The sequence below is a fragment of the Actinomadura bangladeshensis genome, assembly GCF_004348335.1.
GTDB classification, from domain to species: Bacteria; Actinomycetota; Actinomycetes; order Streptosporangiales; family Streptosporangiaceae; genus Spirillospora; species Spirillospora bangladeshensis.
Window position 1 is genome coordinate 18,644 of sequence record NZ_SMJW01000014.1, and the last position, 26,038, is coordinate 44,681.

Below are 26,038 nucleotides of genomic sequence, written 5' to 3' on the forward strand. Positions count from 1 at the left end.
TATGGGCTGGCTCAACGCCGTCATCCAAGGAGTGCTGCTCGGCGGCCTCTACGCGCTGTTCGCGGCGGGCCTGTCGCTGATGTTCGGCGTCATGCGGATCGTCAACCTGGCGCACGGCGACCTCGGCGTCGTCGCGGCGTTCCTCGCGCTGGCCATGGTCAGCGGGACGGGGCTGCCGCTGTGGATCGTGCTGGTGGTGACCGTCCCGCTGTTCGCGCTGCTCGGCTACCTGACCCAGCGGGTGCTGCTGCAGCGCAGCCTCGGCGCCGGGCCGCTCGCGACCCTGCTCGTCACGTTCGGGCTGTCGATCGTGCTGCAGAACGTCCTGCTGGAGGTCTTCTCCGCCGACACCCGCACCCTCGACGGCGGCTCCTTCGCCACCGGATCGTTCAAGGTCACCGACTCGATCTCGATCGGCTACCTGTCGGCGGCGACGTTCCTGCTGGCCTGCGGCGCGCTGATCGGCATCCAGGTGTTCCTGTCGCGGACCGGGCTCGGGCGGATGCTGCGCGCCTCGTCCGACGACCAGGAGACCGCGAGCCTGATGGGCGCCGACAGCAGGCACGTGTACGGCATCGCGACCGCGATCGCGTTCGCGACCGTCGCGCTCGCCGGGCTGATGTTCGCCATCCGGTCCTCGTTCGACCCGGCGATCGGCCCGTCGCGGCTGATCTTCGCGTTCGAGGCGGTCGTCATCGGCGGGCTCGGCTCCCTGTGGGGGACGCTGATCGGCGGCATGGTCCTCGGCATCACGCAGTCGCTCGGCGCGCAGATCGACCCCGCGCTGACGCTGCTCGCCGGCCACCTCGTCTTCCTCGCCGTGCTGGCCTTCCGGCCGCAGGGCCTTCTCACGGGACGGACCGCATGACGATCTCCGAGATGGTGGCGGCCCGTGCGGCGGGCGCGCTGCGGGTGAACCGGGCGGCCCGGTCCTCGAAGCTGTCGGCCGCCGGGATGGCGGTGGGGACGGTCGTCCTCGTGGCCCTGCCGTTCCTCGTGTTCAGCTCGGTCACCGACACGATGGTCAACCTGTTCGTGCTGATCGCGCTCGCGAGCATGTGGAACCTGCTCGCGGGGTTCGGCGGCCTCGTGTCGGTGGGGCAGCAGGCGTACATCGGCATCGGCGCCTACAGCCTGATCGCGCTCGCCGACCTGGGCGTGCAGCCCTACCTCGCCGTCCCGCTGGCCGCGCTGACGTGCGTGCTGTTCGCCCTGCCGACCTCGTGGCTTGCGTTCCGGCTGCGCGGCGACTACTTCGCCGTCGGGACGTGGGTCATCGCCGAGGTGTACCGGCTGCTGGTGGTGCGGGTCGACAGCCTCGGCGGCGGCAGCGGCAAGGGGCTGACCGGCCTGTCCGGCATCGACCAGACGCTGCGCGGCGCCCTGACGTACTGGGTGGCGCTCGCGCTGGCGCTGTGCACGATCGCCGGCTGCTACCTGCTGCTGCGCGGCCGGCTCGGCCTGTCGCTGATGGCGGTGCGGGACGAGGAGACCGCGGCCGGCTCGGCGGGCATCGACGTGCGGCGCGCCAAGCTGCTCGTCTACCTGGTCTCGGCGGCCGGGTGCGGCGCGGCCGGGGCCGTGATCACGGTCAGCTCGCTCAGCGTCAACCCCGACTCGATCTTCAGCGTGCAGTGGTCGGCGTACATGATCTTCATCGTGGTGATCGGCGGGATCGGGTTCGTCGAGGGCCCGCTGCTCGGCGCGATCATCTTCTTCGGCCTGCAGGAGCTGCTCGCCGACTACGGGTCCTGGTACCTGGTCGTGCTGGGCGCCATCGGCATGGCGGTGGCATTGTGGCTTCCGGGCGGGTTGTGGGGCCTGGTCCGCGGAAGGACCGGATTGAGCCTGTTCCCCGTCGGCTACCACGTGCGGAGGCCCGATGTCGCTCAGTGAATCGGCCGCCGCCCTCGCCGCCGGACGGCTGTCGCCGGTCGAGCTGACGGAGCGGATGCTGGCCGCGGTCGAGGCCACCGAGCCGCACGTGCACGCCTACGCGACCGTCACGGCGGACGAGGCCCGTGCGCGGGCCGCCGAACTGGCAGAGGCCGCCGAGCGCGGCCCGCTGCACGGCGTCCCGGTCGGGATCAAGGACCTGATCGACACGGCCGGCGTCCGCACCGCCTACGGGTCGCCGCGGTTCACCGACCACGTCCCGGCGCGGGACGCGGAGGCCGTGCGGCTGCTGCGCGAGGCGGGCTGCGTGATCCTCGGCAAGCACACCACCCACGAGCTGGCCTGGGGCGGACGCACCGACAGCGCGTTCTTCGGCCCGACCCACAACCCGTACCGGCGGGGACGCATCCCCGGCGGCTCCTCGGGCGGGTCGGCGGCGTCGGTCGTCGCCGGCAGCAGCCTGGGGGCGGTCGGTTCCGACACCGCCGGGAGCGTGCGTATCCCGGCCGCGCTCAGCGGCTGCGTCGGGTTCAAGCCGTCCCGCGGCCGCGTCCCGCTCGACGGGGTGCTGCCGCTGGCACCGTCCCTGGACCACCTCGGCGTCCTCGCGGGATCGGTGGACGACGCCGCGCTGCTCGCGTCCGCGCTCACCGGGTCGCCTTCGGACGGCCCCGCCGCGAGGCCGCGCGTGGGGTGGCTCGTCGGCTGGTTCGAGGCGGTGCTGGCCCCCGAGGTGCGCTCGGCCCTCGCGGACGCGCGCGCCCGGCTCGAAATGCACGGCGTACACGTCGAGGACGTCGTCGTCCCGGACGAGCCGCGCATGCCGGAGGCCGTCCTGAACCGGATCGTCGCCGAGGCCGGCGCCTTCCACCGCGACGCGTTCGAGCGCGACCCCGGCCTGTTCGGCCCCGACATCGCCGAACTGATGCGCATGGCGCCGCGCACCGCCGGGCAGGCCGAACAGGACGAGGCCGCGATCGCCCGGATGACGGCGTTCATGGAGCGGGCGCTCGGCGCCTACGACGTGCTCGCCGGCGCCACCGTGCCGATCACGGCCCCGCCGATCGGCGCGATGACCTTCGAGGTCGGCGGCCGGGAGTGGCCCATCGAGTTCGTGCTGACCCGGCTGACCTCGCTGTTCAACGCCGCCGGGCTGCCCGCCGTCTCGGTGCCGATCGTCCTCGCGGACGGCCTGCCCGTCGGGCTCCAGCTCGCCGGGGCCGCCGGAGGCGACGGCACCGTCCTGGCCGCGGCCCGGCTCGTCGAGCGGCTGACCCCGCCGCTGCCCCGTCCCGCCTTCGCCGAAAGGAGCCCCGTATGAGAGTGACCGCCGCCGTCGTCGACGAACTCGGCGGGCCGTTCCGCATCGAGGACCTCGAGCTCGACGAGCCCGGCCCCGGTGAGGCGCTGGTGCGGGTCGTCGCCACCGGGATCTGCCACACCGACGAGATCACCCGCCACGGCGACCTGCCGATGCCGTTCCCGAGCGTGCTCGGCCACGAGGGCGCGGGCGTGGTCGAGGCGGTCGGCGACGGGGTGGCCTCCGTCCGGCCGGGCGACCACGTCGTCATCGGCTGGCCGTCCTGCGGGACGTGCCGCAACTGCCGCGACGGCGAGCCCCGCTACTGCGCCCGCCTCGACGAGGCGCTGGCCGGCGGCGGCCGGCTGCTCGGCCCGCGCGCCGGGCAGAGCGCGCTGCGCCGCCCGGACGGCTCGCCCGTGCACAGCCACTTCTTCGGCCAGTCCTCGTTCTCGACGTACGCGCTGACCTGGGCGGACTCACTCGTCGTGGTGCCCGCCACCGCGCCGCTGGAGCTGCTCGGCCCGCTGGCCTGCGGCATCTCCACCGGCGCCGGGGCGGTGTTCAACACGCTCCGGCCGCGCACCGGATCGAGCCTGGTCGTCTACGGCGTCGGCGCGGTCGGGCTGGCCGCCGTCATGGCCGCCCGGCTGTCGCCCGCCACGACGATCATCGCCGTGGACCGGCACGCGTCCCGGCTCGCGCTGGCCGCCGAGTTCGGCGCGACCCACGCGATCGACGCCGGGGAGACCGACCCGGTCGCGGAGATCCAGCGGATCTGCGGCGGCCCGGCCGACTACGCGCTGGAGTGCACCGGCGTGATCGACGTGGTGCGGCAGGCCGCCGACAGCGTCGGCATGCTCGGCACCTGCGTGCTCATCGGCGGCGCGCCCGCCGGCGCCGAGTTCTCCCTCGACCACCTGACCACGCTGTGGGGCAAGCGCGTCGTCGGGACGCTCGGCGGCAGCGGCCGCAGCGACGTCCTCATCGGCGCCCTGGTCGAGCTGCACCGGCAGGGCCGCTTCCCGTTCGACCGCCTCGTCCGCTTCTACGAGCCGGCCGACATCGACAGCGCCCTGGCGGACAGCCGCAGCGGCGAGGTGCTCAAACCGGTGCTCCGCATGAAGCACTGACACACCAAGAAGAAGGAGGAACCGCCGTGGGACTGCTCGACAGCGTCGACTGGCAGGGCAACATCTTCAAGAACGGTGCGTGGACGGCGGCGCACGGCGGCGGCGATTACGCCGTGGTCGAGCCCGCGACCGGAGCCGAGCTCGGCCGGATGGGGCAGGCGACCGCGCAGGACGTCGCCGAGGCCGCCGCGAGCGCCGCCAAGGCGCAGCGGGAGTGGGCGGCGCTGCCGCACACCGCCCGCGCCGCCGTGCTGCGCAAGGCCGGCGACCTGTGGCAGCAGCACGCCGAGGAGATCATCGGCTGGAACGTCCGCGAGGTCGGCACGGTCCCCGGCATGGCCGGGTTCGCCGTGCACGTCGCGGCGGAGGAATGCTACGGGGCGGCCGGCCTGCCGGCCCGCGCGATCGGCGAGATCCTGCCGTCGGAGGAGCCGCGGCTGTCCATGGCGCGGCGCATGCCGGCCGGCGTGGTCGCGGTGATCTCGCCGTTCAACGTGCCGATCATCCTCGGCATCCGCTCGGTCGCCCCGGCGCTCGCGCTCGGCAACGCCGTCCTGCTCAAGCCCGACCCGCGCACCGCCGTCACCGGCGGCACGCTGATGGCGCGGGTCTTCGAGGAGGCCGGACTGCCGCCGGGCGTCCTGCAGATGCTGCCCGGCGGCGCGGACGTCGGCGAGGCGCTGATCACCGACCCGAACGTGCGGGTCATCTCCTTCACCGGCTCCACCCCGGTCGGCCGCCGCATCGGCGAGCTGGCCGGCCGCCACCTCAAGCGCGCCCACCTGGAGCTCGGCGGCAACTCCGCCCTGCTCATCCTGGACGACGCCGACGTGGACGCGGCGGTGAACCTCGCGACCTGGGGCTCGTTCTTCCACCAGGGCCAGGTCTGCATGACCGCCGGCCGCCACCTGGTCGCCGACCGCCTCTACGACGACTTCGTGGAACGCCTCGCCGCCAAGGCCGGTGCGCTCTCGGTCGGCGACCCGGCCGCCGGCGAGGTCGCGCTCGGCCCCGTCATCGACGCCGGCCAGCGCGACAGGATCCACGGCATGGTCACCGAGAGCGTCGACCAGGGCGCCAAGCTCGCGTCCGGCGGCACCTACGAGGAGCTGTTCTACCGTCCGACGGTGCTGGCCGACATCCCGCTGACCGCGCCCGCGTTCGCCGAAGAGGTCTTCGGCCCGGTCGCCCCGGTCACCCGCGTGTCCTCCGTCGAGGAGGCGGTGGAGCTGGCGGGCGCGACCGACTACGGCCTGTCGCTCGGCATCGTGACCCGGGACGTGATGCGCGGCCTCGCCGTCGCCGAGCAGATCCCGACCGGGATCGTCCACATCAACGACCAGACCGTGAACGACGAGGCCAACGCCCCGTTCGGCGGCGTGGGGGCGTCCGGCACCGGCTCCCGCTTCGGCGGCGCCGCCGCGAACATCGAAGCCTTCACCGAAACCCGCTGGATCACCATGCGCGGCGAACCCGCCCAGTACCCCCTCTAACCGACCGCCCCCTCGTTGACCTGCGGCGTGTTGTTGTTTTCGACGCGCTCATAACAACAACACGCCGCAGGTCAACGCATCCGGTGGGGGGCGCGCTAGGCGAGTTTCACCCGGGAGCCGTCGTCGAGGAGGAACGCCGCCAGGCGTTCTGCCTCCTCGGTCAGCTCGGTTCGGGCGGGTTTCGGGAGGTCGTGCAGCGGGGTGATGACGACGGTGCCGGTGTCGACGGTCCAGGTGGCGGCGACGCGGCCGTCGACCAGGACCACGCGTTCCCCGGCGACCGAGAGGCCGCGGTGGGCGTCGTCGATGATGCGGCCGCGGTCGTGGTAGCCGAGGATCGCGTTGTCGAACGCCGGCAGGAAGCGCACCGGGGCCGGTGTGTCCGGGTCCGGGCGGGGGGCGCCCGGGAGGTCGAGCAGTTCGCGGCCGCGCTCGTCCCGGAACGCGACCAGTTCGCCGCGCACCGCGGCGACCGCGGCCGGCAGGCCGGCGAGGCCGCACCAGGCGCGCAGGTCGGACGAGGCGGCGGGGCCGAACGCGGCGAGGTAGCGCCGGACCAGCTTCTGGCCGACCGGGTCGGAATCGTCCGAGGGCAGCGGGTCGATCTCCCGGCCCAGCCAGGCGGGGAGCAGGACGTGGCGCACTCCGGCTTTGGTCCGCCACAGGCCGCGCGGCGGCGCCTGCACCATCGGGACCACGGCGCCCAGCATCTCGCCCAGCGCCCGCGGCCCCACGGCGGGCCAGCGTTCGCGGAGCCCCTGGACGAGCTCGGCCGTCGTGCGGGGACGGCCGTCGGCCACTAGTGCGCGACCCGCCGCGGCGAGCTCGTCCAGGTCCACGCCGTCCAACTCGCGGCGATAGACCCCGAGGACCCGCTGGCGCAGCATGGCATCGTGGCGCGCGCGCCAGGCGAGCGCGTCGGCGGCGGTCACCAGGTGGATGGTGCGGCGCATGAGCTGCGTCCGCACCACGTGCCGATCGGTCAGGAGATCGGAGAGCGCGGCCGGGTCGAACGCGCGCAGCCGTGACCACAGGCCGATGAACGGCTCCTGCGGTTCCTGCGCCTGCAGTCCGCCGAGGTGGGCGACGGCGTCCAGCACCGGTACGTCGGCGCGTTCGAGCAGGAACTGCCGGGCGAGGGCGGCTCGGTTGAGCGCTCGGTCGTCCAGAACGGTCATGCATTCACCGTCGCAGAAGAAGCGGTCAGATCCTGTCCGCTTCTCGCCCGCGCAGGGCGCCGGTCGCCGGTTCGTTCGCGGGACGCGGCACGACGAGGGCTCGGCCGGCGCAGGCCAGGAGCGCGCCGAGCCCCCAGCCGGCGACGGCGTCGGTCGGCCAGTGGTAGCCGAGGACGACGGTCGCGGTCCCGACGGCGACCGCCACGGCATGGGCGGCGGCCGTCCAGCGGCGGGACGCGCCGGTCACCGCCGCGATGAACAGCAGGCAGGCGGCGGCGTTGGCGGCATGGCCCGACGGATATGACAGGTACCCGTCGGTGAAGAACGTGTCCTGGCCGGTGCGCGGCGGCGTCCGCGCGAGGACGATCTGCGCCCCGCGAATGATGAGTTCGCTGGCCACGAGCCACACCCCCGCACGGATCAGCAGACCCGTGCTGCGGCGCCGCCTGGCAACGACGACGGAGACGACGGCCGTGATCGAACCGACCAGCCAGTACTGGCCACCGTTCACGATCGTCCGCCAGCCGACATGCCAGGCACCGCTGCGCGGCGGCAGGCCGCCGACGAAGACGCGGCCGTCGAGATGCCGCAGCGCGCCGCCGACCAGCACGTCCGCCGTCACCGCCGCCGTGACGAGCGCGGCGGCGAGCGCCAGCGCGTACGGCCGCTTACGGGCAGGGAGCACCCCGCCCCCTGTCCGAGGCTCCCGCATCCCTCAATCCTGCCCGATCCGGCGGGCGGCCCGCGTAACGCATGGCCATAATGGCGATCATGCATGGGGTGGAGGCCGGCGGCGGACCGGTCGAGTTCGGGCCGGGGACGGCACGACGCTGGGCATGGGCCGTCCTCGCCCTCCTCCTGGCCGGGGGCGTGGTGGCGTACGTCCTGCTCGCGCCCGTCGTCCTCCTGATCCCGTTGGTGTCGGCGTCACCGCTCGTCCCGCTCGCGGTCGCCGGAATCCTCGGGCGGGTCCGGCCGCCGACCGCGGTCGGTCACGACGGCATCCGGTGCCACACGGCGTTCTCCTACCAGCTGCGGCGGCAGTTCGTGCCGTGGACGGCGATCGCGCGGGTCGACGTCCAGAAGCGAGGACGCCGGACGTTCGCCGTGCTCCAGTTGACCGACGGGGCCCGGATGGTCCTCCGGCACCCGGCGGGCCGGCACCTGCACGAGGCGGTCGCGTACCTGCAGCAGCGGCACCTGGCGGCCTGCGGCGGACGGCTGCCGGCGGTCGACCGGGTCCCTCTCCCCTGGCGCCGGTTGCGCGCCTGGGTGCTAGTCGCGGCGATCGCGCTTCCCGTCGTCAGCGTGATCGGGCTGGTGACGTGGATGTCCGCGGCGGTCGGGAGCACGAGATCCCCCGCCGCCGTCGTCGCCTGCGACCAGATCCCCCGGGAGGCCGTCGCCCGCGTGCTGCCGGACGGCGGCGTCCACGGTTTCGACAACCCGGCGGCCTGCCGCTGGAGCACCGATTCGACCGCGGAGAACGGCACGTGGATCGACTTCCACATCGTCGCCCGCCTGCCGTCCGAATCGGAGCGGTCCTACCGGGAGTCGCTGAAGGCGATGCGGTCCGCCGGACGTGCACCGAAGCCGCTGCGGGACGGCGACGCCTACACCGCGGCCTGGCCGGACGGCTGGGGCTACACCGCTCAAGGGAGAGCGAACGTGAAGGGCTACCAGGTGATGGTCGCGCTCCACAGCCGGAAGGCGGCCTCCGCCGACGAGGCCGAGCGGCAGGTCGGCGATGTCCTGCGCGCGATGACGGAGAAGCTGGGATGAGGCTGAACAGGCGCGAGAGCGGGCTGCTCATGGGAATGCTGCTGCTGTCGGCCTTCCTGTGGGCACCGTTCCTGACGGTCAAGGCCGCTCTCGGATCGGACGACGACGAGCAGGTCCCGCCGCGGACACCGCTGGTGGACCTGTGCGCCTGGTTCCCGTCCCCGAAGGCCGCGGAACTGGTGCCGAAGGCGCGCGCCCCCAAGCTGGAGGCCTACTTCTACGGACAGGTGCGGTGCGACTGGGTCGGTGGCGACGAACGCACCGAACTGGGGGTGAGCGCCTTTCGTCCTTCCGGGACGCTGACCCCCGAAAAGGAGTCCTCCAAGGCGCGGGAGTTCTACATCGGTCAGACCGATGGCGGCGAGCCGGCGGGCCTCGGTGACATGAGCGCGGTCAGCGTCGAGCACGGGTCCGACTACACCGAGGCGCACGTCGTCGTCCTCGACGGCGTCCTCGTCGCCGAGGTCACCTACCGCCTGCCCGGCAAGAGCACGGACGTCGCCGCCAAGGCCAAGGAAGCCGCCGTCGAACTCCTGAAGGTGCTGCCTCCCAAGGGCCGGTAACTGCGGGTCGCGCAACTGCCGCTTGAGCGTCTTACCGGACGGGTTGCGGGGCATCTCCGCGATCCGGTCGACCACCCCCGAGCACCCGCGCCCGGCACCGAAAAGCTTGATCAACATGCCGCTGCATCTGGCGCGCCGAACGGAGTTCTAGTAAGCAGAGGGGACCAACGGCTGCCGTATGTCCCATCAGGAGGCACCAGTGCAAACACGAGCGGCGATTCTGTGGGAACCGCACACCGACTGGAGCATCGAGGACATCGAACTCGACGATCCGAAGGCCGGTGAGATCAAGGTCAAGCTGGCGGCCTCGGGGCTGTGCCACTCCGACGAGCACCTGGTCACCGGGGACATGGTGCTCGACCCCGAGATCGCCACGCTGATGGGATGGGAGCAGTTCCCGGTCATCGGCGGCCACGAGGGCGCCGGCGAGGTCGTCGAGGTCGGCCCCGGCGTGACCACGCTCAAGGAGGGCGACCACGTCGTCCTGTCGTTCATCCCGGCGTGCGGCCGCTGCCCGTCCTGCGCGATGGGCCGCCAGCACATCTGCGACCTGGGCGCGGTACTGCTGGCCGGCAAGCAGATCGGCGACATGACCGCCCGCCACCACTCCAAGAGCGGCAAGGACCTGGGCATCATGTGCTGCACCGGGACCTTCTCCCCCTACACCGTCGTCAACGAGGCGTCCGCCATCAAGATCGACGACTGGATCCCGCTGGACAAGGCCGCGCTCGTCGGCTGCGGCGTCACCACCGGGTGGGGCGCGGCCGTCAACGTCGCCGACGTCCAGCCGGGCGAGACCGTCGTGGTGATCGGCATCGGCGGCATCGGCATGAACGCGGTGCAGGGCGCCGCGGCGGCGGGCGCGCGGCACATCTTCGCCGTCGACCCGGTCGACTGGAAGCGGGAGAAGGCCACCGAGTTCGGCGCCACCCACGGCGCCGCGTCCATCGAGGAGGCGGCCGCCCAGCTCGCCGAGCTCACCTGGGGCGCGAACGCGGACAAGGTCATCCTCACCACCGGCGTCGCGACCGGCGACCTCATCGGCCCGATGATGGGCATGGTCGGCAAGGGCGGCCGCGGCGTCGTCACCGCCGTCGCGCCCGTCGCCCAGGAGGACGTCAAGCTCAGCCTGTTCGACCTGGCGATGCAGCGCAAGGAACTGGTCGGCTGCATCTTCGGCAACGCCAACCCGCGCCGCGACATCCCGCGCCTGCTGCGCCTCTACGACGAGGGCAAGCTCAAGCTGGACGAGCTCGTCACCAGCACCTACACCCTGGACGAGGTCAACAAGGGCTACCAGGACATGCGGGACGGCAAGAACATCCGCGGAGTGATCAAGTACTGACCGGCCGGAGTCGTCCGGCCGGCGCCCGGGCCGGGAGAGCGGGGTGGGCTCTCCCGGCCCGCTCGGCGGGGTTCACCTCCGGAGGCTACGCCCTTTCACCGCACGTAGATCTGCGGCTGGGGCGGGGTCGCCATGCGGTCGCCCAGGAAGAAGCTCGGGTGCGGCGGCTGGTTGTAGGCGGTGTTCTGCCAGGCCAGGGCCGTCCGGTACTGGGTGTCGTGCAGGAGCGTGTAGATCTTCCGGTCGGTGACGTCCCGGGTCGTATAGATGCGGAGCCGCGTGTCGTCGCTCGTGGGCCAGATGACCTCCTCGCGCCAGTCGCCGAACAGGTCGCCGCTCAGCGACGGGACGGCCTTGGTGCCGTTGTTCGAGTGGACGCCCGAGGCCGTCAGCAGCCGGGTGTCGCCGGACGGCCCGTACTTGTCGATGTGGGTCCCGTCCAGCAGTTCGCGCACCGGGTCGGCGTCCCACCACACGAGGAAGTTCGTGGACGACGGCTTGCGGCCGGCGTTGTTGCCGGTGACGCTGCGCAGCTCGGAGACGCCCGACGACCAGAACTCGGCGCCGAGGCGCCCGTTCCAGATGTCCCCGGCGACGCCGCGCCCGTTGTCGCAGCACGCGGACGTCTGCCACAGCACCTGCCCGTTGTGCGGATCGATGTAGAGCGACGACGGCTGGCTGGACGACTCGCTGACCTTGAAGTACTCCAGCCCGGGACGCGCCGGGTCGAAGTCGCCGAGGTGCTGGGCGTCGCCGTGGCCGGTGCGGGTCGTCCACATGCCGTAGCCGTTGTCGTCCACCGCCATCGCGCCGTAGACGATCTCGTCGCGGCCGTCCTGGTCGATGTCGCCGACGGACAGGCTGTGCGACCCCTGGCCGTCGAAGCCCCGGCCGGTGTTGGTGGAGCTGTTGGTGTCGAACGTCCAGCGGCGGGTGAAGTGCCCGTCCCGCCAGTCCCAGGCGGCGATGACGGTCCGGGTGTAGTAGCCGCGGGCCATGATCAGGCTGGGCCGGGAGCCGTCCAGGTAGGCGGTGCCGGCGAGGAACCGGTCGACGCGGTTGCCGTACGAGTCGCCCCAGGACGAGACGCTGCCGCGCGGCGGCACGTAGTCGACGGTCTGCATCGCGGCGCCGGTCCGCCCGTCGAACATGGTGAGGTACTCGGGGCCGCTGAGGACGTACCCGCTCGAGTTGCGGTAGTCGGCACCGGCGTTGCCGATGACCCGGCCGGTGCCGTCGACCGTGGCGTCCGCGGTCTTCATGGCGACCTCGGCGCGGCCGTCGCCGTCGTAGTCGTACACCTGGAACTGGGTGTAGTGCTGCCCGGCGCGGATGTTGCGCCCCAGGTCGATCCGCCACAGGCGCGTGCCGTCCAGCCGGTAGGCGTCCACGAAGACGTCGCTGGTGTAGCCGCTCTGCGAGTTGTCCTTGGAGTTGGACGGGTCCCATTTGAGGACGATCTCCAGGCGCCCGTCGCCGTCCAGGTCGCCCACGCTCGCGTCATTGGCGCTGTAGTCGGACCCGGGCCGCTGGATCGGCACGTCCAGATACCCGTCGCCGAAGCGCAGCGACGCCTCGGACGCCGCCCCTTCGCTCCCGTTCACGATCGGCCGGACCGTGTACGAGGCGCCGGCCGGCGCGCCCTGGTCCCAGTAGTTGGTCGAGCCGGTGACCGTGGCGATCCGCGACGACCCGCGGTAGAGGGCGAACGTCGTGCCGGCCGGGTCGGTGCCGAGCAGCCGCCAGCCGACGTAGTTGCCGTCGCCGGAGCGGACGCTGATCAGCCCGCGGTCGAGGTCCTCCACCTGGCGGGCGGCCGCGGCGCTCGCCGTCACGGGCACGGTGGCGACCGCCGCGGCGACGGCCAGGGGCAGCAGGTGCCGGAGCAGGGGGATGCGTCTCACGGGGACTCCCTCGGGAGTTGGCGGGGGGCTTTACCCCTAGTCGCCCGGCGGGGCCCGGAAGGTTGCCGCTCGACCGCGAGCAGCCGCGTCAACTCGGCGACGCCCTTGGCGGTCTGGCTCTTGACCGTGCCGACCGCGATGCCGAGGACCTGGGCCGTCTCCTTCTCCGACAGGTCGAACGCCAACCGCAGAACCACGCAGGCACGCTTGCGCTGCGGCAGCCGCAGCAGCGCCGCGCGGACGTCCACGATCGCCGGGACGTCCGGCCCGTACAGGTGCTCGTCGGAACCGGCGCCCATCCGCTCGACCCGGTCGCGCTCCCGCACAAGGACCCGGATCCGGCTCCGCGACATGTTGACGACCATCCGCCGCACATAGGCGAGCGGCTGGTCGGCGGCCCGGACCCGATCCCATCGCCGCCAGGCCGCCGCCATGACGTCCGCCGCCAGATCATCCGCACCGTCCGAGTCGCCGAGCATGACGAACGCCAGCCGCGCCAACTCCCGGTGATGCCGCCGGAAGAACCCCTGGAACTCGACATGAGAGAGTTCCCAACCCGCTTCGGGGTTCGCGTGGCCACCCCTAGACACTGGGCCCACGAGAACACACCAAGACCCGGCGACCGCCCCACCCGAACACGTCCACCGCCCCTCCTCTCGGCCCCGGCCCGCACAGAAAGCGCTTTCACAAAAAGTAGGAACGCACACGCCCCCCGTCAACGCCCCTTCCACAACCACCACGCGCCAACCGCACGGGGCCGGGGCTCGTGCGTTGACCTGCGGCGTGTTGTTGTTATGAGCGCGTCGAAAGCAACAACACGCCGCAGGTCAACGAGGCGGTGGCGCGGTCGACGTCCGGGCCGGGGGTGTTCTCTTCCTGGGCAGGGTCAGTCTTGGACGCCGGCGGCGAGCATGGGGGTCAGGGTCAGGCCGGGGTGTTCTCGTTCGAGGGCGCGTAGGCGCCATTTGTCGGTGAAGACCGCTACCAGGGAGCCGTCCAGGGGGCGGGACAGGACCTCGGCGCCGCGGCGGCCGGTCAGTTCCTCGGCGGATTCCTTGTCGGTGATCCGGGCGGTCGAGTAGTCGAGGCGGGTCAGTTCGATCGGGGCGCCGAACTCGGTGTCCATGCGGGCGGCGACGACCTCGAACTGCAGGGGGCCGACCGCGGCGAGGACCGGGGCCTGGTCGCCGCGCAGGTCGCTGCGCAGCACCTGCACGACGCCCTCGCCGCCGAGCTGCTCGATGCCGCGCCGGAACTGCTTGGCGCGGCCGTTGTCCTTGGCGCGCGCCACCATGAAGTGCTCGGGCGCGAACGCGGGGATGGGCGGGAACTCCACCGGGGTCTTGGTGTAGAGGGTGTCGCCGACGGTCAGGCCGGACGTGTTCGGCAGCCCGATCACGTCGCCGGGGTAGGCCGCGTCCAGCGTCGAGCGGTCGCGGCCGAACATCGTCTGCGCGTACTTCGTCGCCAGCGGGCGTCCCGTGGAGGCGTGGACGAGGGTCATGCCGCGCTCGAACCGGCCCGAGCACACCCGGATGAACGCGAGCCGGTCGCGGTGCGCCCGGTCCATGCCCGCCTGCACCTTGAAGACCTGGCCGGAGAACGGTGCCGCCACCGGACGCTCGGTCCCGCCCGTGTCGGCGCGCGCGGACGGGGCGGGCGCCAGCCGCCGCACGGTCTCCAGCAGCGCGCCGACGCCGAAGTTGGGCAGCGCCGCCCCGAACAGGACGGGCGTGCACACCCCGGCGTGGAAGGCGTCCATGTCGAGGACGGCGCCGATCTCGTCGAGCAGTTCCAGTTCTTCGAGGGCGGTCCGCCAGGCGTCGCCCTCCTCCCGCGCCGCCTGCTCGGCGGGCACCCGCTCCTCGATGGCGCGGGTCGCGCCGCCGGGGGTGCGGCGGAACCGGGTGAACGTGCCGGTGGCCCGGTCGATGAGGCCGCGGAAGTCGCCCGCGGCGCCGACCGGCCAGGTCAGCGGGGCGGGACGCAGCCCGATGCGCTGCTCGACCTCGTCCAGCAGTTCGAGGGGCTCGCGTCCGGGCCGGTCCCACTTGTTGACGAACGTGAGCACCGGGATGCGGCGGTGCCGGCACACGTCGAACAGCTTCAGCGTCTGGGCCTCCAGGCCCTTGGCCGAGTCCAGCAGCATGACGGCGCCGTCGACGGCCGCGAGCACCCGGTAGGTGTCCTCGGAGAAGTCGGCGTGGCCGGGGGTGTCGAGCAGGTTCAGCAGTGCGCCGCCGAACTCGAAGCGCAGCACCGAGGACGTGATCGAGATGCCGCGGGAGCGTTCGATGTCCATCCAGTCGGACCGGACGCCGCCGCGCCCCGCCTTGCCGTGCACGGCGCCCGCCTGCTCGATCGCCGCCGCGTGCAGGGCGAGCGCCTCGGTCAGCGTCGACTTCCCCGCGTCCGGATGGCTGATCATCGCGAACGTCCGGCGGCGTGCCGCCTCGGCCGCGACGTCCTCCGGCGTGCCCGTTCCGCCGCTCACCGCTCCCCTTCCCGTTCGTTCCGACGCTCGAATCTACCCTTACGTTAGAGTACTGTGCGCGCGGCCGGCCGGAGGCATGTTCACCGGCCGGGCGGCCACCGGAACAGGAGATGGCAAGCTTGACCGACATTGTGGATCGTCCGCCCCGGCAGGACGCGCCGGTGGCGTGAGGAGGAGCCCGATGGACGGCAGGCACATGCAGATCGGCGAGGTCGCCGACCGGACGGGGCTCAGCCTGCGCACCATCCGCCACTACGAGGAGGTCGGCCTCGCCCTCCCCACCGCGCGTTCCCAGGGCGGCTTCCGCCTTTACACCGACGACGACGTGGCGCGCCTCCTGGTCATCAAGCGGATGAAGCCGCTCGACTTCACCCTCGAAGAGATGCGCGACCTGCTGACCGTCCTCGACCGGCTACGGTCGGCCGGTACGGACGAGACCCTCCGCGCCGACCTCGCCGAACGGCTCGCCGTCTACCGCTCGCTGGTCGAGGAACGCTGCGCGAAGATCCGGGCCCGCCTGTCGGACGCCGAGCAGTTCTCCGCCGAACTCACCACGGAGCTGCGCGTGCACCGTCCCCGCGAGGACCGTCCCCGCGAGGACCGTTCCTGAGAGCACCGTTCCTGCCACGGCGCCGCGCATCCAGAGTGTTGCATACTGCAATAGTTGGTTCGGGTTGAATGTGCGAGGAGAGGGGCCTGGTGGGTGGTGCCTCGCCGGACGCGGTGATACCGGTCGAGCGCCGGGCGCGCGGGATCATGGCGCGGGTCCGGGAGACGCAGTGGGGCCTCATCCTGCTCGCGCTGGTCGCCGGGTGCGGGGCCGGCGCCGGGGCCGTCGTGTTCCGGGAGCTCATCAGGCTGTTCACGCACCTGTTCACCGGGCACGCGGACTACTCCGCGGCCGGGCACGCCGCCAACCCGCACCTCGCCTGGGCGGGGCCGTTCTTCGTGCTGGCCGTGCCGGTCGTCGCGGGGCTGGTGTACGGGCCGCTGGTGCACCGGTTCGCGCCCGAGGCGCGCGGGCACGGCGTCCCGGAGGTCATGCTGGCCGTCGCACAGCGCGGCGGGCGCATCGGCGCGCAGGTCGCGCTGGTCAAGTCGCTCGCGTCCGCGCTGACCATCGGCTCGGGCGGCTCGGTGGGACGCGAGGGTCCGATCGTGCAGATCGGCGCGGCGCTGGGCTCGACGCTGGGCCGGGTCGTGCGGCTGACAGAGGCCCGGCTGCGCATCCTCGTCGCGTGCGGCGCGGCCGGCGGCATCGCGGCGACCTTCAACGCGCCGCTGGCCGGCGTGTTCTTCGCGATGGAGCTGATCCTCCGCGACTTCACCGTCGAGTCCTTCGGCGTGGTGGTGCTGGCGAGCGTCACGGCCAGCGTCATCGGACGGGCCGCGTTCGGCTCGGGCTCGTTCATGCAGCTGCCGGACTTCCACATGGACCATCCCGCCGAGTACGCCCTCTTCGCCGTTCTCGGGCTGGCCGGCGCCCTGGTCGGAGTGGGGTTCACGCGCGTCCTCTACACGGTGGAGGACGCATGCGACCGCATCTGGCGCGGGCCCGAGTGGCTGCGCCCGGCCGCCGGGGGGTTGCTGCTCGGCGGGCTGCTGCTGGCCGTCCCGCAGATGTACGGCGTCGGGTACCCCGCACTGGAGAAGGCCGTGGACGGCGGGTACGCGATCGGGTTCCTGCTCCTGCTGCTGGGCGCCAAGATCCTCGCCACCAGCCTGACCATCGGGATCGGCGGTTCCGGCGGGGTGTTCGCACCGAGCCTGTTCATGGGCGCGATGCTCGGCAGCGCGTTCGGCGCGGGCGTCCACCAGGTCGCGCCGTCGCTCACGTCCTCGCCGGGCGCGTACGGGCTGGTCGGCATGGGCGCGGTGTTCGCGGGCGCCGCCCGGGCCCCGATCACCGCGGTGGTGATCCTCTTCGAGCTGACCGGCGAGTACTCCATCATCCTGCCGATGATGACCGCGATCGTGGTGGCCGCCCTGGCGAGCCGGCACCTGTCGGCCGGCACCGTCTACACCGTGAAGCTCCGCCGCCGCGGCATAGACCTGGACGCGCCGCCCACCGACCCGCGCCTGACCAGGCGTGTCGCCAGTGTGATGGAGCCGGTGCCCGCGCCGCTCTCCGGGGCGCTGTCGGTGGCGGCGGCGGCGCAGCCGCTCGTCCTGTCCGAGCATGGGGCGCTGCCGGTGCTCGACGAGCAGGGCGCCTACCAGGGCGTCATCACCGCGCGGGCCGCCGCCGAGGCCCTCGCCGACGCGGAGGCGGGGCGGCAGACGGTCCCGCCGAGCGCGGGGGACTTGGCGGAGATGCCGGCGCCGCTCACCATCGACATGCCGCTGTCGGACGCGTTGCACGTCCTGACGGCCGCCGGCGGGTCCGGGCTGCCTGTCCTGGACGCCGAGCGCACCGTCCTGGCGGGCTGGATCACGCATCAGTCCGTGCTGCGGGCGCTGCACGTCCCGGCCGAGGGCGGGCAGGGGGCGGATCCGGTGGCGTCCAAAGGTGTACTACGGTTCGTAGTAGATGGCTCCGGACGCCGCGAACGAGAGGATGCGCGCTGACGGCGGCATGCGGCGTCCAGGTGATGCCGGGGCCGGGCATGTTCGCCGTGCACCTCGCCGCCGCGTTCCTGCTCGGCCGGGTGCTGCACCGCGGCGAGGACGCCCTGTGGCGGATCGTGCGGGCGTCGCGGCGGACGGCGGGCGCGCTCTTCGCCGCCGTCTTCCTGCGTCCCGCCGCGCACCGCCCGCCTGAGGTGCGCGTTCTGGTGCGCCGCCGTTTCGAGAACGAGGCCGGACGGGGCGAGTCCCCGCTGCTGGACCATGCCGTGATCCGGCGCGGTCCGCCCGGCGTGGCGATGGCTTGAGCCGGACGCCCTGGTGGAGATGCCGCCGTTCCCCGCCGACGCCCTCGACCGCTCGCGCAGCGACGGCGACCTGTGGGTGCAGATCGGCGCCGACGACCCCCTGGTGGCCGTGCACGCATTGCGCATGCTCCAGAAGGCCGCGGCAGGCACGGCGGAAGTCCGCTGGATGATGAGCGGCTTCAACCGGGCGCGGGGTGCGACCGACCGTCCCCGGACCGGCCGCAACCTGATGGGACAGATCGACGGCACCGGCAACCCGGACCCGTCCGAGTACGACGCCGAGATCTTCGTCGCGGACACGACCGGCCCGCACGCGTGGATGAACGGCGGCTCGTACGCGGTCGTCCGGCGCATCCGGATGCTGCTCGACAGCTGGGACCGGCTGCCCCTCGCCCGCCAAGAGCGGATCATCGGCCGCCGCAAGTCCGACGGCGCCCCGCTGTCCGGCGGGACGGAGACGACGCCGCCGAACCTCGGCGCGGTCGGCCCGGACGGGGCGCTCGCCATCGCCGGCGACGCCCACGTCCGGGTGGCCGCGCCGTCGTCCAACGGCGGCGCGACGATGCTGCGCCGCGGCTTCTCCTACCACGACGGCCTGCGCCCGGACGGCGCGCCGGACGCCGGCCTGCTGTTCGTCGCCTGGCAGGCCGACCCGACGACCGGCTTCATCCAGGTGCAGCGCAAGCTCGACGGCGCGGACGGCCTCACCCGCTTCCCGCGGCACGAGTCCAGCGCGATCTTCGCCGTCCCCGGCGGCGCCGACTCCGGCGGCTACGTCGGACAATCGCTCCTGGAGGCTTGACCTTCGAGCCGGGTCGAAGGTTTACCGTCGCAAGTATGAGCACGATGCGGATCTCACAGCTCGCCGAGCGCAGCGGCGTCCCGGCGACGACGCTGCGGTACTACGAGAGCGCGGGCCTGCTGACCGCGGACCGCACCCCGTCCGGCTACCGGGCGTACGGGGAGGACGCGGTCGCCAGGCTCGCGTTCATCGGCTCGGCCAAGCACCTCGGCCTCCCCCTGGACGAGATCGGGGAACTGCTCGCCGTCTGGGAGTCCGGGGCCTGCGCGGACGTGAAGGCCGACCTGCGCCCCCGCGTGGCCGCCCGCCTGGACGAGTCCGAGCGGCGCCTCGCGGAGACGGAGGCGTTCACCCGGTCACTGCACGACGTCCTCCGCCACCTGGACGAACTCCCCGACCGGACGGTCCCCTGCGACGCCGAATGCGGCTTCCCGGACGGCCCGCCCCGCGCCGAGCAACACGCGGACACGGCCGAGCTGGATGGTTGCGGATGCGGCGCGGCGCCCGGTCCCGAGAAGGCCGGGGAACAGGCGATCGTCTGCTCGCTCTCCGGAGACGGCATGGCCGAGCGCATCGCCGAATGGCGGACGCTCGCCCACGGCGCCCGGCCGCTGGAGATCGACGGCGGCGTACGAGTCACGCTGCCCGCCGCCAAGGCCGGAGCGGTCGCCGAGCTGGCCGCGGCCGAGCAGCGGTGCTGCCCGTTCTTCGACTTCCGGCTCTGCTTCGATGGTGACGTCGTTCATCTGGAGGTCCGCGCCCCAGCGGACGCCGCCGGCCTGATCGACGACCTGTTCGCCCCGTGATCTAGGACGCCGCCGTGCTCGTCGCCCGCTCCATCGCCCTGTTCGCCGTCGCCGCCGTCCTGGAGATCGGCGGCGCCTGGCTGGTGTGGCAGGGCGTGCGCGAGCACCGGGGCTGGCTCTGGGCCGGCGCGGGCCTCATCGCGCTCGGGCTGTACGGCTTCGCCGCCACGTTCCAGCCGGACGCCCACTTCGGCCGCGTCCTCGCCGCCTACGGCGGCATCTTCGTCGCCGGGTCGATCCTGTGGGGCGTCGTCGCCGACGGCTACCGCCCCGACCGCTTCGACATCGCCGGCGCCCTGATCTGCCTCGCCGGCATGGCCGTCATCATGTACGCCCCGCGCGGCCACTGAACGCGGCCGGCGGGCTCCGTCCCTCCCGCGAAAGGCCCTCCATTGACCTCCCCGAACGTCCTGGTCACCGGCGCATCGTCAGGCATCGGCCGGGCGACCGCGCTGCTGTTCGCCGAGCGCGGCGCCCGCGTCTTCGGCACGTCCCGGCGGGACCGCCCGGACGAGGCCGGTGTGCGGATGCTCCGCCTGGACGTGCGCTCCGACGAATCCGTGCGGGCCTGCGTCGGCGAAGTGACCGCTCAGGCGGGCGGCATCGACGTCCTTGTCAACAACGCGGGCGTCATGCACGAGGGCTTCGCCGAGGAGACCGCGCCGCAGGAGGCGCGGGCAGTGTTCGAGACGAACTTCTTCGGTGCCGTACGCCTCGTCAACGCCGCGCTGCCCGGCATGCGCGAACGGCGCCGGGGACGCATCGTCAACGTCGGGTCGCTGGCCGCGTGGGTCGGGGAGCCGGGCGAGGGCTTCTACGCCGCCTCCAAGGCCGCCCTCGCCCGGTACACCGAGTCGCTGCGCCACGAGGTGTGGCATCTGGGTATCGCGGTCTCGCTGGTCGAGCCGGGCGTCTTCACCACCGAGGTGCTGAACTCGTCCACCGCCACCGCCGGCACCGCCGCGATCGCCGACTACGACGGGCCCCGGGAGAGCGCCCGCGCCACCCTCCATGACGCCCTGCGGAAGGGCGACGACCCGGGCAAGGCGGCCCGGATCATCTGGAAGGCCGCGACCGTGAAGGCGCCGCGCGGACGCTACGGCGCCGGACCGCAGAGCTTCGCGGTGCCCCGGCTCAAGACGCTGGCCCCGCAGCGACTCGTCGACGCCGCGCTGCGGCGGGCCTACCGGCTGCCGTCGAGGGCGGACAGGTAGTCGTCCTTCAGCTGGGCCTTGTGGATCTTGCCGACGGGGGTCAGCGGGACCTCGGCGGTGACGACGAACTGGCGGGGCACCTTGTAGTCGGCCAGGCGGTCGCGGCAGTAGGCGGCGAGCTCGTCGGCGGTGGGCGGCTCGGCGCCGGGGCGCGGGACGACGTAGAAGCGGCCGATCTCGCCGAGCACCTCGTCGGGGACGCCGATGCCGGCGGCCATCGCGACGCCGGGGTGGGCGGTCAGGACGTTCTCGATCTCGACCGGGTACACGTTGAAGCCGCCCTGGATGTACATCTCCTTCTTGCGGCCGCGCAGGACGAGGTGGCCGTCCGGCTCCATCTCGACCATGTCGCCGGTGGCGAGCCAGCCGCCCGGCAGGAAGACCTCGGCGGTCTCGTCCGGCATGTCCCAGTAGCCGGCGGTGACGCAGCCGCCGCGGATCTGCAGCTCACCGGTCTCGCCCGGGGGCAGGACGGCGCCGTCCGGGCCGGTCACGCGGGCCTCGAAGTCGCCGATGATCGCGCCGAGGGTGCGGGCGACGGTCTCCGGGTCGTCGTCCAGGGGCGACAGGACGCAGGCGCCCGAGGACTCCGACAGGCCGTACAGGCCGTAGAGCGGCGCGCCGGGGAAGGCGCGGCGGATCGACTCCGCGAGCGCCGGTTCCACGTTGGAGCCGCCCGCCATGCACAGCCGCACGGACGAGACGTCGTGGTCGGCGAAGTCGTCGCGGCCGAGCATCAGCACGTACATCGTGGGGACGGCGCCGAGGAACGTCACCCGGTGCCGTTCGATGGCGCGGAGCGCGCCGTCCGGGGAGAACGCGGGCAGCAGCGCCACCGACCCGCCGCTGACCAGCGCGGCCATGATCGTGCAGGTGATGCCGCCGACGTGGTTGAACGGCAGATGCCCGAGCAGCACGTCGGCGTCGGTCATCACGAAGTGGTCGGCCTGGGCGCGCGCCGACGCCAGGATGCTGCCGTGCGTGATCACCGCGCCCTTGGGCCGCCCGGTCGTCCCCGAGGTGTAGAGGATCATCAGCGGGTCGTCCGGGGCGACGGCGTCCCGCGCCGCCGCGAGCGCGGCCGGGTCGGCGGGCGCCGCGGCCAGCTCGCCGAAGCCCTCGCCGAAGAACAGGTAATCGGTCACGCCGGGCGCTTGCGGACGGAACTTCTCGAAGAACGCCGCGAAGTCGAAACCCGGAATGGCGGGGGTGCTGATGACCATTCTCGCGCCGCTCTGGCCGAGCATGTACGACAGCTCTTGTTCGCGGTAACGCACGTTGAGCGGGACGACGACGGCGCCGATCCGCGCCGCACCGAAAAAGGCGGCGAGCCATTGCGTCGTATTGAGCCCCAGCAGGCCGATCCGGTCGCCTCGCCCGATCCCGCGTGCGAGCAGACCGCTCGCGACACGGTCGGTCAGCGCGTTGAACTCCGCGAACGTGACGGTGTCGTCACCGTCGTACAGGAATGCCTTGCCACGCGCCGCCGTGTTCTCCAGCGCCGTGTTCTCCAGCGCCGCTCCGACCGTATCCGCCCGCATGCCGCCTCCCCTTTGTGGCCCGTCCCGCCCCAACCATCACGCATCGGACGCGTTATGCCAATACCTGCGGCCCCGGGCTCAGGGCTTGCGGCCGACACCGGCGTAGAACCAGATCGGCAGCGCCTCCTCCAGGGAGATGGACCGTTCCGGCCGCCACAGCGGCGCCCACACGAGGCCGGGGTCGAGCAGTTCGAAGTCGCCGAACAGTCCGGTGACCTGCTCGCGGGTGCGGGGGGTGCCGGGCGCGGACGTCCGCTTGTAGACCTCCACGACCTTGGCGACCACGTCGGGGACGCCGTCGGCGGACGCGTGGGTCAGCACCAGGTGGCTGCCCGAGGGGAGCGCGTCGCGCAGTTCGGCCATGATGCCCGGCGGGTCGTCCTCGTCCGGGATGAAGTGCAGGGTCGCGACGAGGAGCAGCGCGATCGGCCGGTCGAAGTCGAGCAGCCGCCGCACCTCGGCGTTGCCGAGGATCGCCTGCGGGTCGCGGACGTCGCCGACGATCATCCGGGTGCCCTCGGAGTCGGCGAGCAGCGCGCGGCCGTGCGCGACGACCTGCCCGTCGTAGTCGACGTAGGCGACGCGGGCCTTGGGGTTCACCGCCTGCGCGATCTGGTGGACGTTCTGCTGCGTGGGCAGCCCGGTGCCGATGTCGAGGAACTGGTCGATGCCCTGCTCGGCGAGGTACCGCACGGCGCGGCCGAGAAAGGCGCGGTTCTCCCTGATCAGCGTGATCAGCGTCGGATCGGCCTCGATCGCCGCCTCCGCGGCGGCGCGGTCGGCCGTGTAATGGTCCTTGCCGCCCAGGTAATAGTCGTACATTCGGGCAATATTCGGCACATTTGGGTCGAAACCGCTCGGCTGCGCCCGGTCAGCTGCCACCATTTCTCCTCACAGCCGCGAGAGCGGGGGCTCACGGCCCCTACAGGCTACGCGATCATGAGCGCTTTTCGTGCTCGGCGGGTTCCGCCGGGATCTCGTCGAAGATGAGCCAGGTCCGGGTGGCGCGGACCCCTTCGACCGCGTGAATGCGGGCCAGCACGACATCGCGGAGCGAGGCGTTGTCCGGGGTGCGGACGAGCATGACCAGGTCGACGTCGCCGCCGACGAACGCCAGGTGCTCGACATGGGCCATCGTCCGGAGTTCGGCCGACACCTTGCGCCAGGAGTTCTGCTCGATGTTGACCAGGACGTAGGCCGCCGTCCCGAGGCCGGCGCGCACGGGGTCGACCTGCGCGGTGAACCCGGTGACGACGCCGTCGGCGATGAGCCGCTCCACCCGCGTGTAGGCGTTGGAGCGGGACACGCTGACCTTCTCGGCGAGGGCGCGCATGGAGATGCGGCCGTCCGCGCGCAGCTCGCGGACGATCGCGCGATCGAGGTCGTCGAGCGGCGCCGCCGAACGTCCGTCATGTCCCGCGAGCGGCGGGGTATCAGGAGACAGATGGTCCATGAACGCTCCACTGGTTGGCCGTATGTCCTGATTTTTGGCCGTCTATTGAGACCTATGGCCGATCTGGTTCATATTCCTAGCACCGATCGAGTGCGGAGGTGGAGGCGTATGGCGGCGGGCCGGGTTGAGACGGGCCGGGTCGAGGCGGGCCTGGTCGAGGCGCTGCTCCCCTCGGCGGAGCCCGTGCGGTTCCTGACCGACGGCGGAGCGGCGGTGCGCGGGAGGCAGCGGTACGCGGTCCCGGACCCGGAGCTGCTGCGCCGGGCGCACCGGGCGATGGTCGTCGGGCGGCGGTTCGACGCGCAGGCGACCGCGCTCACCAAGCAGGGCCGGCTGGCGGTGTACCCGTCCAGCCACGGGCAGGAGGCGTGCCAGGTCGGCTCGGTGCTCGTCCTGGAGGACGGCGACTGGTTCTTCCCCACCTACCGGGAGTCGATGGCGCTGGTGTCGCGCGGCATCGACCCGGTCGAGGTGCTGTCGCTGCTGCGGGGCGACGCGCACTGCGGATACGACCCGCAGGTCCACCACACGGCGCCGCAGTGCACGCCGCTCGCGACGCAGACCGTCCACGCGGCGGGCCTCGCGTACGCGGAGCGGCGCAAGGGGACGGGACGGGTCGCGCTGGCCTGCGTGGGCGACGGCGCCACCAGCGAGGGCGACTTCCACGAGGCGCTCAACTTCGCCGCCGTCTTCAAGGCGCCGGTCGTGTTCTTCGTGCAGAACAACCAGTACGCCATCTCGGTGCCGCTGGAGAGGCAGACCGCCGCGCCCTCCCTCGCCTACAAGGGCATCGGCTACGGCGTGCGCTCCGAACGGGTGGACGGGAACGACCCGGTCGCCGTGCTGGCCGTCCTGTCGGCGGCCGTCGAGCACGCCCGCTCCGGCAATGGACCGTTCCTGGTCGAGGCCCACACCTACCGGCTCGACCCGCACACCAACGCCGACGACGCGTCCCGCTACCGCACGGACGCCGAGGCCGACGCCTGGCGCAAACGCGACCCGGTCGCCCGGCTTGAGGCCTACCTGCGGCGGCGCGGGCATCTCACCGACGAGGACGTCGCGGCGGCGTCCGCCGAGGCGGAGGAGTTCGCCGGACGCCTCCGCGACCGGATGAACGCCGACCCCGAACTCGTCCCGCTGGGGCTGTTCGACCACGTCTACGGCACCCCCGACCCGCAGCTGGACGAGCAGCGGGCCCAGCTCCGCACCGAGATCGAGGAGACACCGTCATCCGAGGAGGCGCTGTCATGACGACGATGGCCCAGGCGCTCAACACGGCGCTCCGCGAGGCGATGGACGAGGACGAGCGCGTCCTGGTGTTCGGCGAGGACGTCGGCGCGCTCGGCGGCGTCTTCCGCATCACCGACGGCCTGTCCGCCAAGTTCGGCGACGACCGCTGCTTCGACACCCCGCTCGCCGAGGCGGGCATCGTCGGGTTCGCGGTGGGCATGGCGATGGGCGGCTTCCGGCCCGTCGTCGAGATGCAGTTCGACGCGTTCGCCTACCCCGCCTTCGAGCAGATCGCCTCGCACGTCGCGAAGATGCGCAACCGCACGCGCGGCCGGGTGCGCCTGCCGCTGGTCATCCGCATCCCCTACGCGGGCGGGATCGGCGGCGTCGAGCACCACTGCGATTCCAGCGAGGCGTACTACGCGCACACTCCCGGCCTGAAGGTCGTCACGCCGGCGACGGTCGAGGACGCGTACTCCCTGCTGCGCGAGGCGATCGAGGACCCCGACCCGGTCGTGTTCATGGAGCCGAAGAAGCTGTACTGGTCGAAGTCGGACATCGAGCACCTGGAGCGGACCGAGCCGTTCGGCCGCGCCGCCGTCCGCCGCCCCGGCCGGGACGCGACGGTCGTCGCGTACGGGCCGAGCGTGCCGGTCGCGCTGGAGGCCGCGGACGCGGCCGCCGCCGAGGGCTGGGACCTGGAGGTCATCGACCTGCGCACGATCGTCCCGTTCGACGACGCGACCGTGGCCGCGTCCGTCCGGAAGACGGGCCGCTGCGTGGTCATCAGCGAGGCCGCCGGGTTCGCGGGCGTCGGCGCGGAGATCGCCGCCCGCGTCCAGGAGCGCTGCTTCCACAGCCTGGAGGCCCCGGTGCTGCGGGTGACCGGCTTCGACATCCCGTACCCGCCGCCGATGCTGGAGCACCACCACCTGCCGGGCGTCGACCGCATCCTGGACGCTCTGGACCGCCTCCAGCGCGACGACGAGCCCGACACCCGCTACTTGGGCGGTGCGGCATGAGCGCAGCGA

At 72.7% G+C, this 26,038-nt stretch carries 25 protein-coding genes; 17 read left to right on the plus strand and 8 right to left on the minus strand.

The features are described 5' to 3' along the window. Position 1: 1 nt before the first annotated feature. Genes E1284_RS04965 through E1284_RS04985 form a run of 5 tightly spaced genes read left to right on the plus strand, consistent with a single transcriptional unit; the run spans position 2 to position 5,822 of the window. Complete coding sequence (locus tag E1284_RS04965; protein WP_131937518.1) at positions 2–868, plus strand: branched-chain amino acid ABC transporter permease; 867 nt, start codon at positions 2–4, stop codon at positions 866–868. After that, positions 865–1,896 (plus strand): branched-chain amino acid ABC transporter permease, encoded by a 1,032-nt coding sequence (locus E1284_RS04970; protein WP_131937520.1) that lies wholly within the window; start codon positions 865–867, stop codon positions 1,894–1,896. Before E1284_RS04965 ends, E1284_RS04970 begins: the two co-directional genes overlap by 4 nt. After that, positions 1,883–3,217: an amidase gene (locus tag E1284_RS04975; protein ID WP_131937522.1), complete on the plus strand. Its 1,335-nt coding sequence runs from the start codon at positions 1,883–1,885 to the stop codon at positions 3,215–3,217. Before E1284_RS04970 ends, E1284_RS04975 begins: the two co-directional genes overlap by 14 nt. After that, on the plus strand, positions 3,214–4,329 hold the full coding sequence (locus tag E1284_RS04980) for an NAD(P)-dependent alcohol dehydrogenase (protein ID WP_131937524.1): 1,116 nt from the start codon (positions 3,214–3,216) through the stop codon (positions 4,327–4,329). The genes E1284_RS04975 and E1284_RS04980 overlap by 4 nt, the downstream gene beginning before the upstream one ends. Before the next feature lie 26 nt (positions 4,330–4,355). Continuing rightward, the gene (locus E1284_RS04985; protein WP_131937526.1) at positions 4,356–5,822 is read left to right on the plus strand and encodes a benzaldehyde dehydrogenase; all 1,467 of its coding nucleotides are present in this window, start codon (positions 4,356–4,358) and stop codon (positions 5,820–5,822) included. 95 nt (positions 5,823–5,917) lie between these two features. On the opposite strand, the gene E1284_RS04990 is transcribed toward E1284_RS04985, so the two are convergent. Beyond that, positions 5,918–7,000 (minus strand): winged helix DNA-binding domain-containing protein, encoded by a 1,083-nt coding sequence (locus E1284_RS04990; RefSeq protein WP_131937528.1) that lies wholly within the window; start codon positions 6,998–7,000, stop codon positions 5,918–5,920. A 25-nt stretch (positions 7,001–7,025) separates the two neighbouring features. Beyond that, positions 7,026–7,685, minus strand: a complete 660-nt coding sequence (locus E1284_RS04995; RefSeq protein ID WP_243714257.1) for a phosphatase PAP2 family protein — start codon at positions 7,683–7,685, stop codon at positions 7,026–7,028. Between the two features lie 86 nt (positions 7,686–7,771). Between E1284_RS04995 and E1284_RS05000 the strand changes: the two genes are divergently transcribed. From E1284_RS05000 to E1284_RS05010, 3 genes are all read left to right on the plus strand, one after another. Then, the gene (locus tag E1284_RS05000; RefSeq protein ID WP_165965129.1) at positions 7,772–8,782 is read left to right on the plus strand and encodes a PH domain-containing protein; all 1,011 of its coding nucleotides are present in this window, start codon (positions 7,772–7,774) and stop codon (positions 8,780–8,782) included. Further along, positions 8,779–9,345, plus strand: a complete 567-nt coding sequence (locus E1284_RS05005) for a hypothetical protein (RefSeq protein ID WP_131937534.1) — start codon at positions 8,779–8,781, stop codon at positions 9,343–9,345. The genes E1284_RS05000 and E1284_RS05005 overlap by 4 nt, the downstream gene beginning before the upstream one ends. Before the next feature lie 199 nt (positions 9,346–9,544). Then, positions 9,545–10,690 carry an NDMA-dependent alcohol dehydrogenase gene (locus tag E1284_RS05010; protein WP_131937536.1) on the plus strand — a complete coding sequence of 382 codons (1,146 nt, stop codon included), beginning with the start codon at positions 9,545–9,547 and terminating at the stop codon, positions 10,688–10,690. A 95-nt stretch (positions 10,691–10,785) separates the two neighbouring features. On the opposite strand, the gene E1284_RS05015 is transcribed toward E1284_RS05010, so the two are convergent. The 3 genes from E1284_RS05015 to E1284_RS05025 form a co-directional block, all read right to left on the minus strand. Continuing rightward, a complete protein-coding gene (locus tag E1284_RS05015) occupies positions 10,786–12,594 on the minus strand; it encodes a rhamnogalacturonan lyase (RefSeq protein WP_131937538.1) in 1,809 nt (602 codons plus the stop codon). Next, positions 12,591–13,184 carry a SigE family RNA polymerase sigma factor gene (locus E1284_RS05020; RefSeq protein ID WP_131937540.1) on the minus strand — a complete coding sequence of 198 codons (594 nt, stop codon included), beginning with the start codon at positions 13,182–13,184 and terminating at the stop codon, positions 12,591–12,593. Before E1284_RS05020 ends, E1284_RS05015 begins: the two co-directional genes overlap by 4 nt. Positions 13,185–13,480: 296 nt before the next feature. Further along, complete coding sequence (locus E1284_RS05025) at positions 13,481–15,088, minus strand: peptide chain release factor 3 (RefSeq protein WP_279433021.1); 1,608 nt, start codon at positions 15,086–15,088, stop codon at positions 13,481–13,483. A gap of 181 nt (positions 15,089–15,269) precedes the next feature. On the opposite strand from E1284_RS05025, the gene E1284_RS05030 reads away from it, so the two are divergent. The 7 genes from E1284_RS05030 (at position 15,270) to E1284_RS05060 (ending at position 20,783) form a co-directional block, all read left to right on the plus strand. Next, positions 15,270–15,698 (plus strand): MerR family transcriptional regulator, encoded by a 429-nt coding sequence (locus tag E1284_RS05030; protein WP_131937542.1) that lies wholly within the window; start codon positions 15,270–15,272, stop codon positions 15,696–15,698. An 89-nt stretch (positions 15,699–15,787) separates the two neighbouring features. Further along, positions 15,788–17,656, plus strand: coding sequence for a chloride channel protein (locus E1284_RS05035; RefSeq protein WP_243714258.1), 1,869 nt, complete (start codon positions 15,788–15,790; stop codon positions 17,654–17,656). Positions 17,657–17,694: 38 nt separating this feature from the next. Then, positions 17,695–17,961 carry a hypothetical protein gene (locus E1284_RS05040; protein WP_131937546.1) on the plus strand — a complete coding sequence of 89 codons (267 nt, stop codon included), beginning with the start codon at positions 17,695–17,697 and terminating at the stop codon, positions 17,959–17,961. 10 nt (positions 17,962–17,971) lie between these two features. Then, positions 17,972–18,763 (plus strand): Dyp-type peroxidase, encoded by a 792-nt coding sequence (locus E1284_RS05045; RefSeq protein WP_279433023.1) that lies wholly within the window; start codon positions 17,972–17,974, stop codon positions 18,761–18,763. A 35-nt stretch (positions 18,764–18,798) separates the two neighbouring features. Then, complete coding sequence (locus E1284_RS05050; RefSeq protein ID WP_131937548.1) at positions 18,799–19,569, plus strand: MerR family transcriptional regulator; 771 nt, start codon at positions 18,799–18,801, stop codon at positions 19,567–19,569. 14 nt (positions 19,570–19,583) lie between these two features. Then, positions 19,584–19,919 (plus strand): YnfA family protein, encoded by a 336-nt coding sequence (locus E1284_RS05055; RefSeq protein ID WP_131937550.1) that lies wholly within the window; start codon positions 19,584–19,586, stop codon positions 19,917–19,919. 42 nt (positions 19,920–19,961) lie between these two features. Further along, the gene (locus E1284_RS05060) at positions 19,962–20,783 is read left to right on the plus strand and encodes an SDR family NAD(P)-dependent oxidoreductase (RefSeq protein WP_131937552.1); all 822 of its coding nucleotides are present in this window, start codon (positions 19,962–19,964) and stop codon (positions 20,781–20,783) included. Here the strand turns inward: E1284_RS05060 and E1284_RS05065 are convergent. From E1284_RS05065 to E1284_RS05075, 3 genes are all read right to left on the minus strand, one after another. After that, positions 20,753–22,324, minus strand: a complete 1,572-nt coding sequence (locus E1284_RS05065; protein ID WP_131937554.1) for a class I adenylate-forming enzyme family protein — start codon at positions 22,322–22,324, stop codon at positions 20,753–20,755. The two genes, E1284_RS05060 and E1284_RS05065, sit on opposite strands and share 31 nt — an antisense overlap. A 78-nt stretch (positions 22,325–22,402) precedes the next feature. After that, positions 22,403–23,209, minus strand: a complete 807-nt coding sequence (locus E1284_RS05070; protein ID WP_131937556.1) for an SAM-dependent methyltransferase — start codon at positions 23,207–23,209, stop codon at positions 22,403–22,405. Between the two features lie 52 nt (positions 23,210–23,261). Beyond that, positions 23,262–23,777: an Lrp/AsnC family transcriptional regulator gene (locus tag E1284_RS05075; RefSeq protein WP_131937558.1), complete on the minus strand. Its 516-nt coding sequence runs from the start codon at positions 23,775–23,777 to the stop codon at positions 23,262–23,264. A gap of 108 nt (positions 23,778–23,885) precedes the next feature. Between E1284_RS05075 and pdhA the strand changes: the two genes are divergently transcribed. Together pdhA and E1284_RS05085 are read left to right on the plus strand one after the other, a co-directional pair. Continuing rightward, a complete protein-coding gene (gene pdhA, locus E1284_RS05080) occupies positions 23,886–25,028 on the plus strand; it encodes a pyruvate dehydrogenase (acetyl-transferring) E1 component subunit alpha (RefSeq protein WP_131937560.1) in 1,143 nt (380 codons plus the stop codon). Next, positions 25,025–26,029, plus strand: coding sequence for an alpha-ketoacid dehydrogenase subunit beta (locus E1284_RS05085; RefSeq protein WP_131937562.1), 1,005 nt, complete (start codon positions 25,025–25,027; stop codon positions 26,027–26,029). The genes pdhA and E1284_RS05085 overlap by 4 nt, the downstream gene beginning before the upstream one ends. The last annotated feature ends 9 nt before the right edge of the window (positions 26,030–26,038 follow it).

Bases quoted from the DNA above. Each gene is read 5' to 3' on its own strand.
- E1284_RS05085 (WP_131937562.1), top strand. From the start codon at position 25,025: ATGACGACGATGGCCCAGGCGCTCAACACGGCGCTCCGCGAGGCGATG.
- E1284_RS04970 (WP_131937520.1), top strand. From the start codon at position 865: ATGACGATCTCCGAGATGGTGGCGGCCCGTGCGGCGGGCGCGCTGCGG.
- E1284_RS05070 (WP_131937556.1), bottom strand. From the start codon at position 23,209: ATGGTGGCAGCTGACCGGGCGCAGCCGAGCGGTTTCGACCCAAATGTG.
- E1284_RS05075 (WP_131937558.1), bottom strand. From the start codon at position 23,777: ATGGACCATCTGTCTCCTGATACCCCGCCGCTCGCGGGACATGACGGA.
- E1284_RS04975 (WP_131937522.1), top strand. From the start codon at position 1,883: ATGTCGCTCAGTGAATCGGCCGCCGCCCTCGCCGCCGGACGGCTGTCG.
- E1284_RS04965 (WP_131937518.1), top strand. From the start codon at position 2: ATGGGCTGGCTCAACGCCGTCATCCAAGGAGTGCTGCTCGGCGGCCTC.
- E1284_RS04980 (WP_131937524.1), top strand. From the start codon at position 3,214: ATGAGAGTGACCGCCGCCGTCGTCGACGAACTCGGCGGGCCGTTCCGC.
- E1284_RS05030 (WP_131937542.1), top strand. From the start codon at position 15,270: ATGGACGGCAGGCACATGCAGATCGGCGAGGTCGCCGACCGGACGGGG.
- E1284_RS05050 (WP_131937548.1), top strand. From the start codon at position 18,799: ATGAGCACGATGCGGATCTCACAGCTCGCCGAGCGCAGCGGCGTCCCG.
- E1284_RS05000 (WP_165965129.1), top strand. From the start codon at position 7,772: ATGCATGGGGTGGAGGCCGGCGGCGGACCGGTCGAGTTCGGGCCGGGG.
- E1284_RS05040 (WP_131937546.1), top strand. From the start codon at position 17,695: ATGTTCGCCGTGCACCTCGCCGCCGCGTTCCTGCTCGGCCGGGTGCTG.
- E1284_RS04990 (WP_131937528.1), bottom strand. From the start codon at position 7,000: ATGACCGTTCTGGACGACCGAGCGCTCAACCGAGCCGCCCTCGCCCGG.
- E1284_RS05065 (WP_131937554.1), bottom strand. From the start codon at position 22,324: ATGCGGGCGGATACGGTCGGAGCGGCGCTGGAGAACACGGCGCTGGAG.
- E1284_RS05005 (WP_131937534.1), top strand. From the start codon at position 8,779: ATGAGGCTGAACAGGCGCGAGAGCGGGCTGCTCATGGGAATGCTGCTG.
- pdhA (WP_131937560.1), top strand. From the start codon at position 23,886: ATGGCGGCGGGCCGGGTTGAGACGGGCCGGGTCGAGGCGGGCCTGGTC.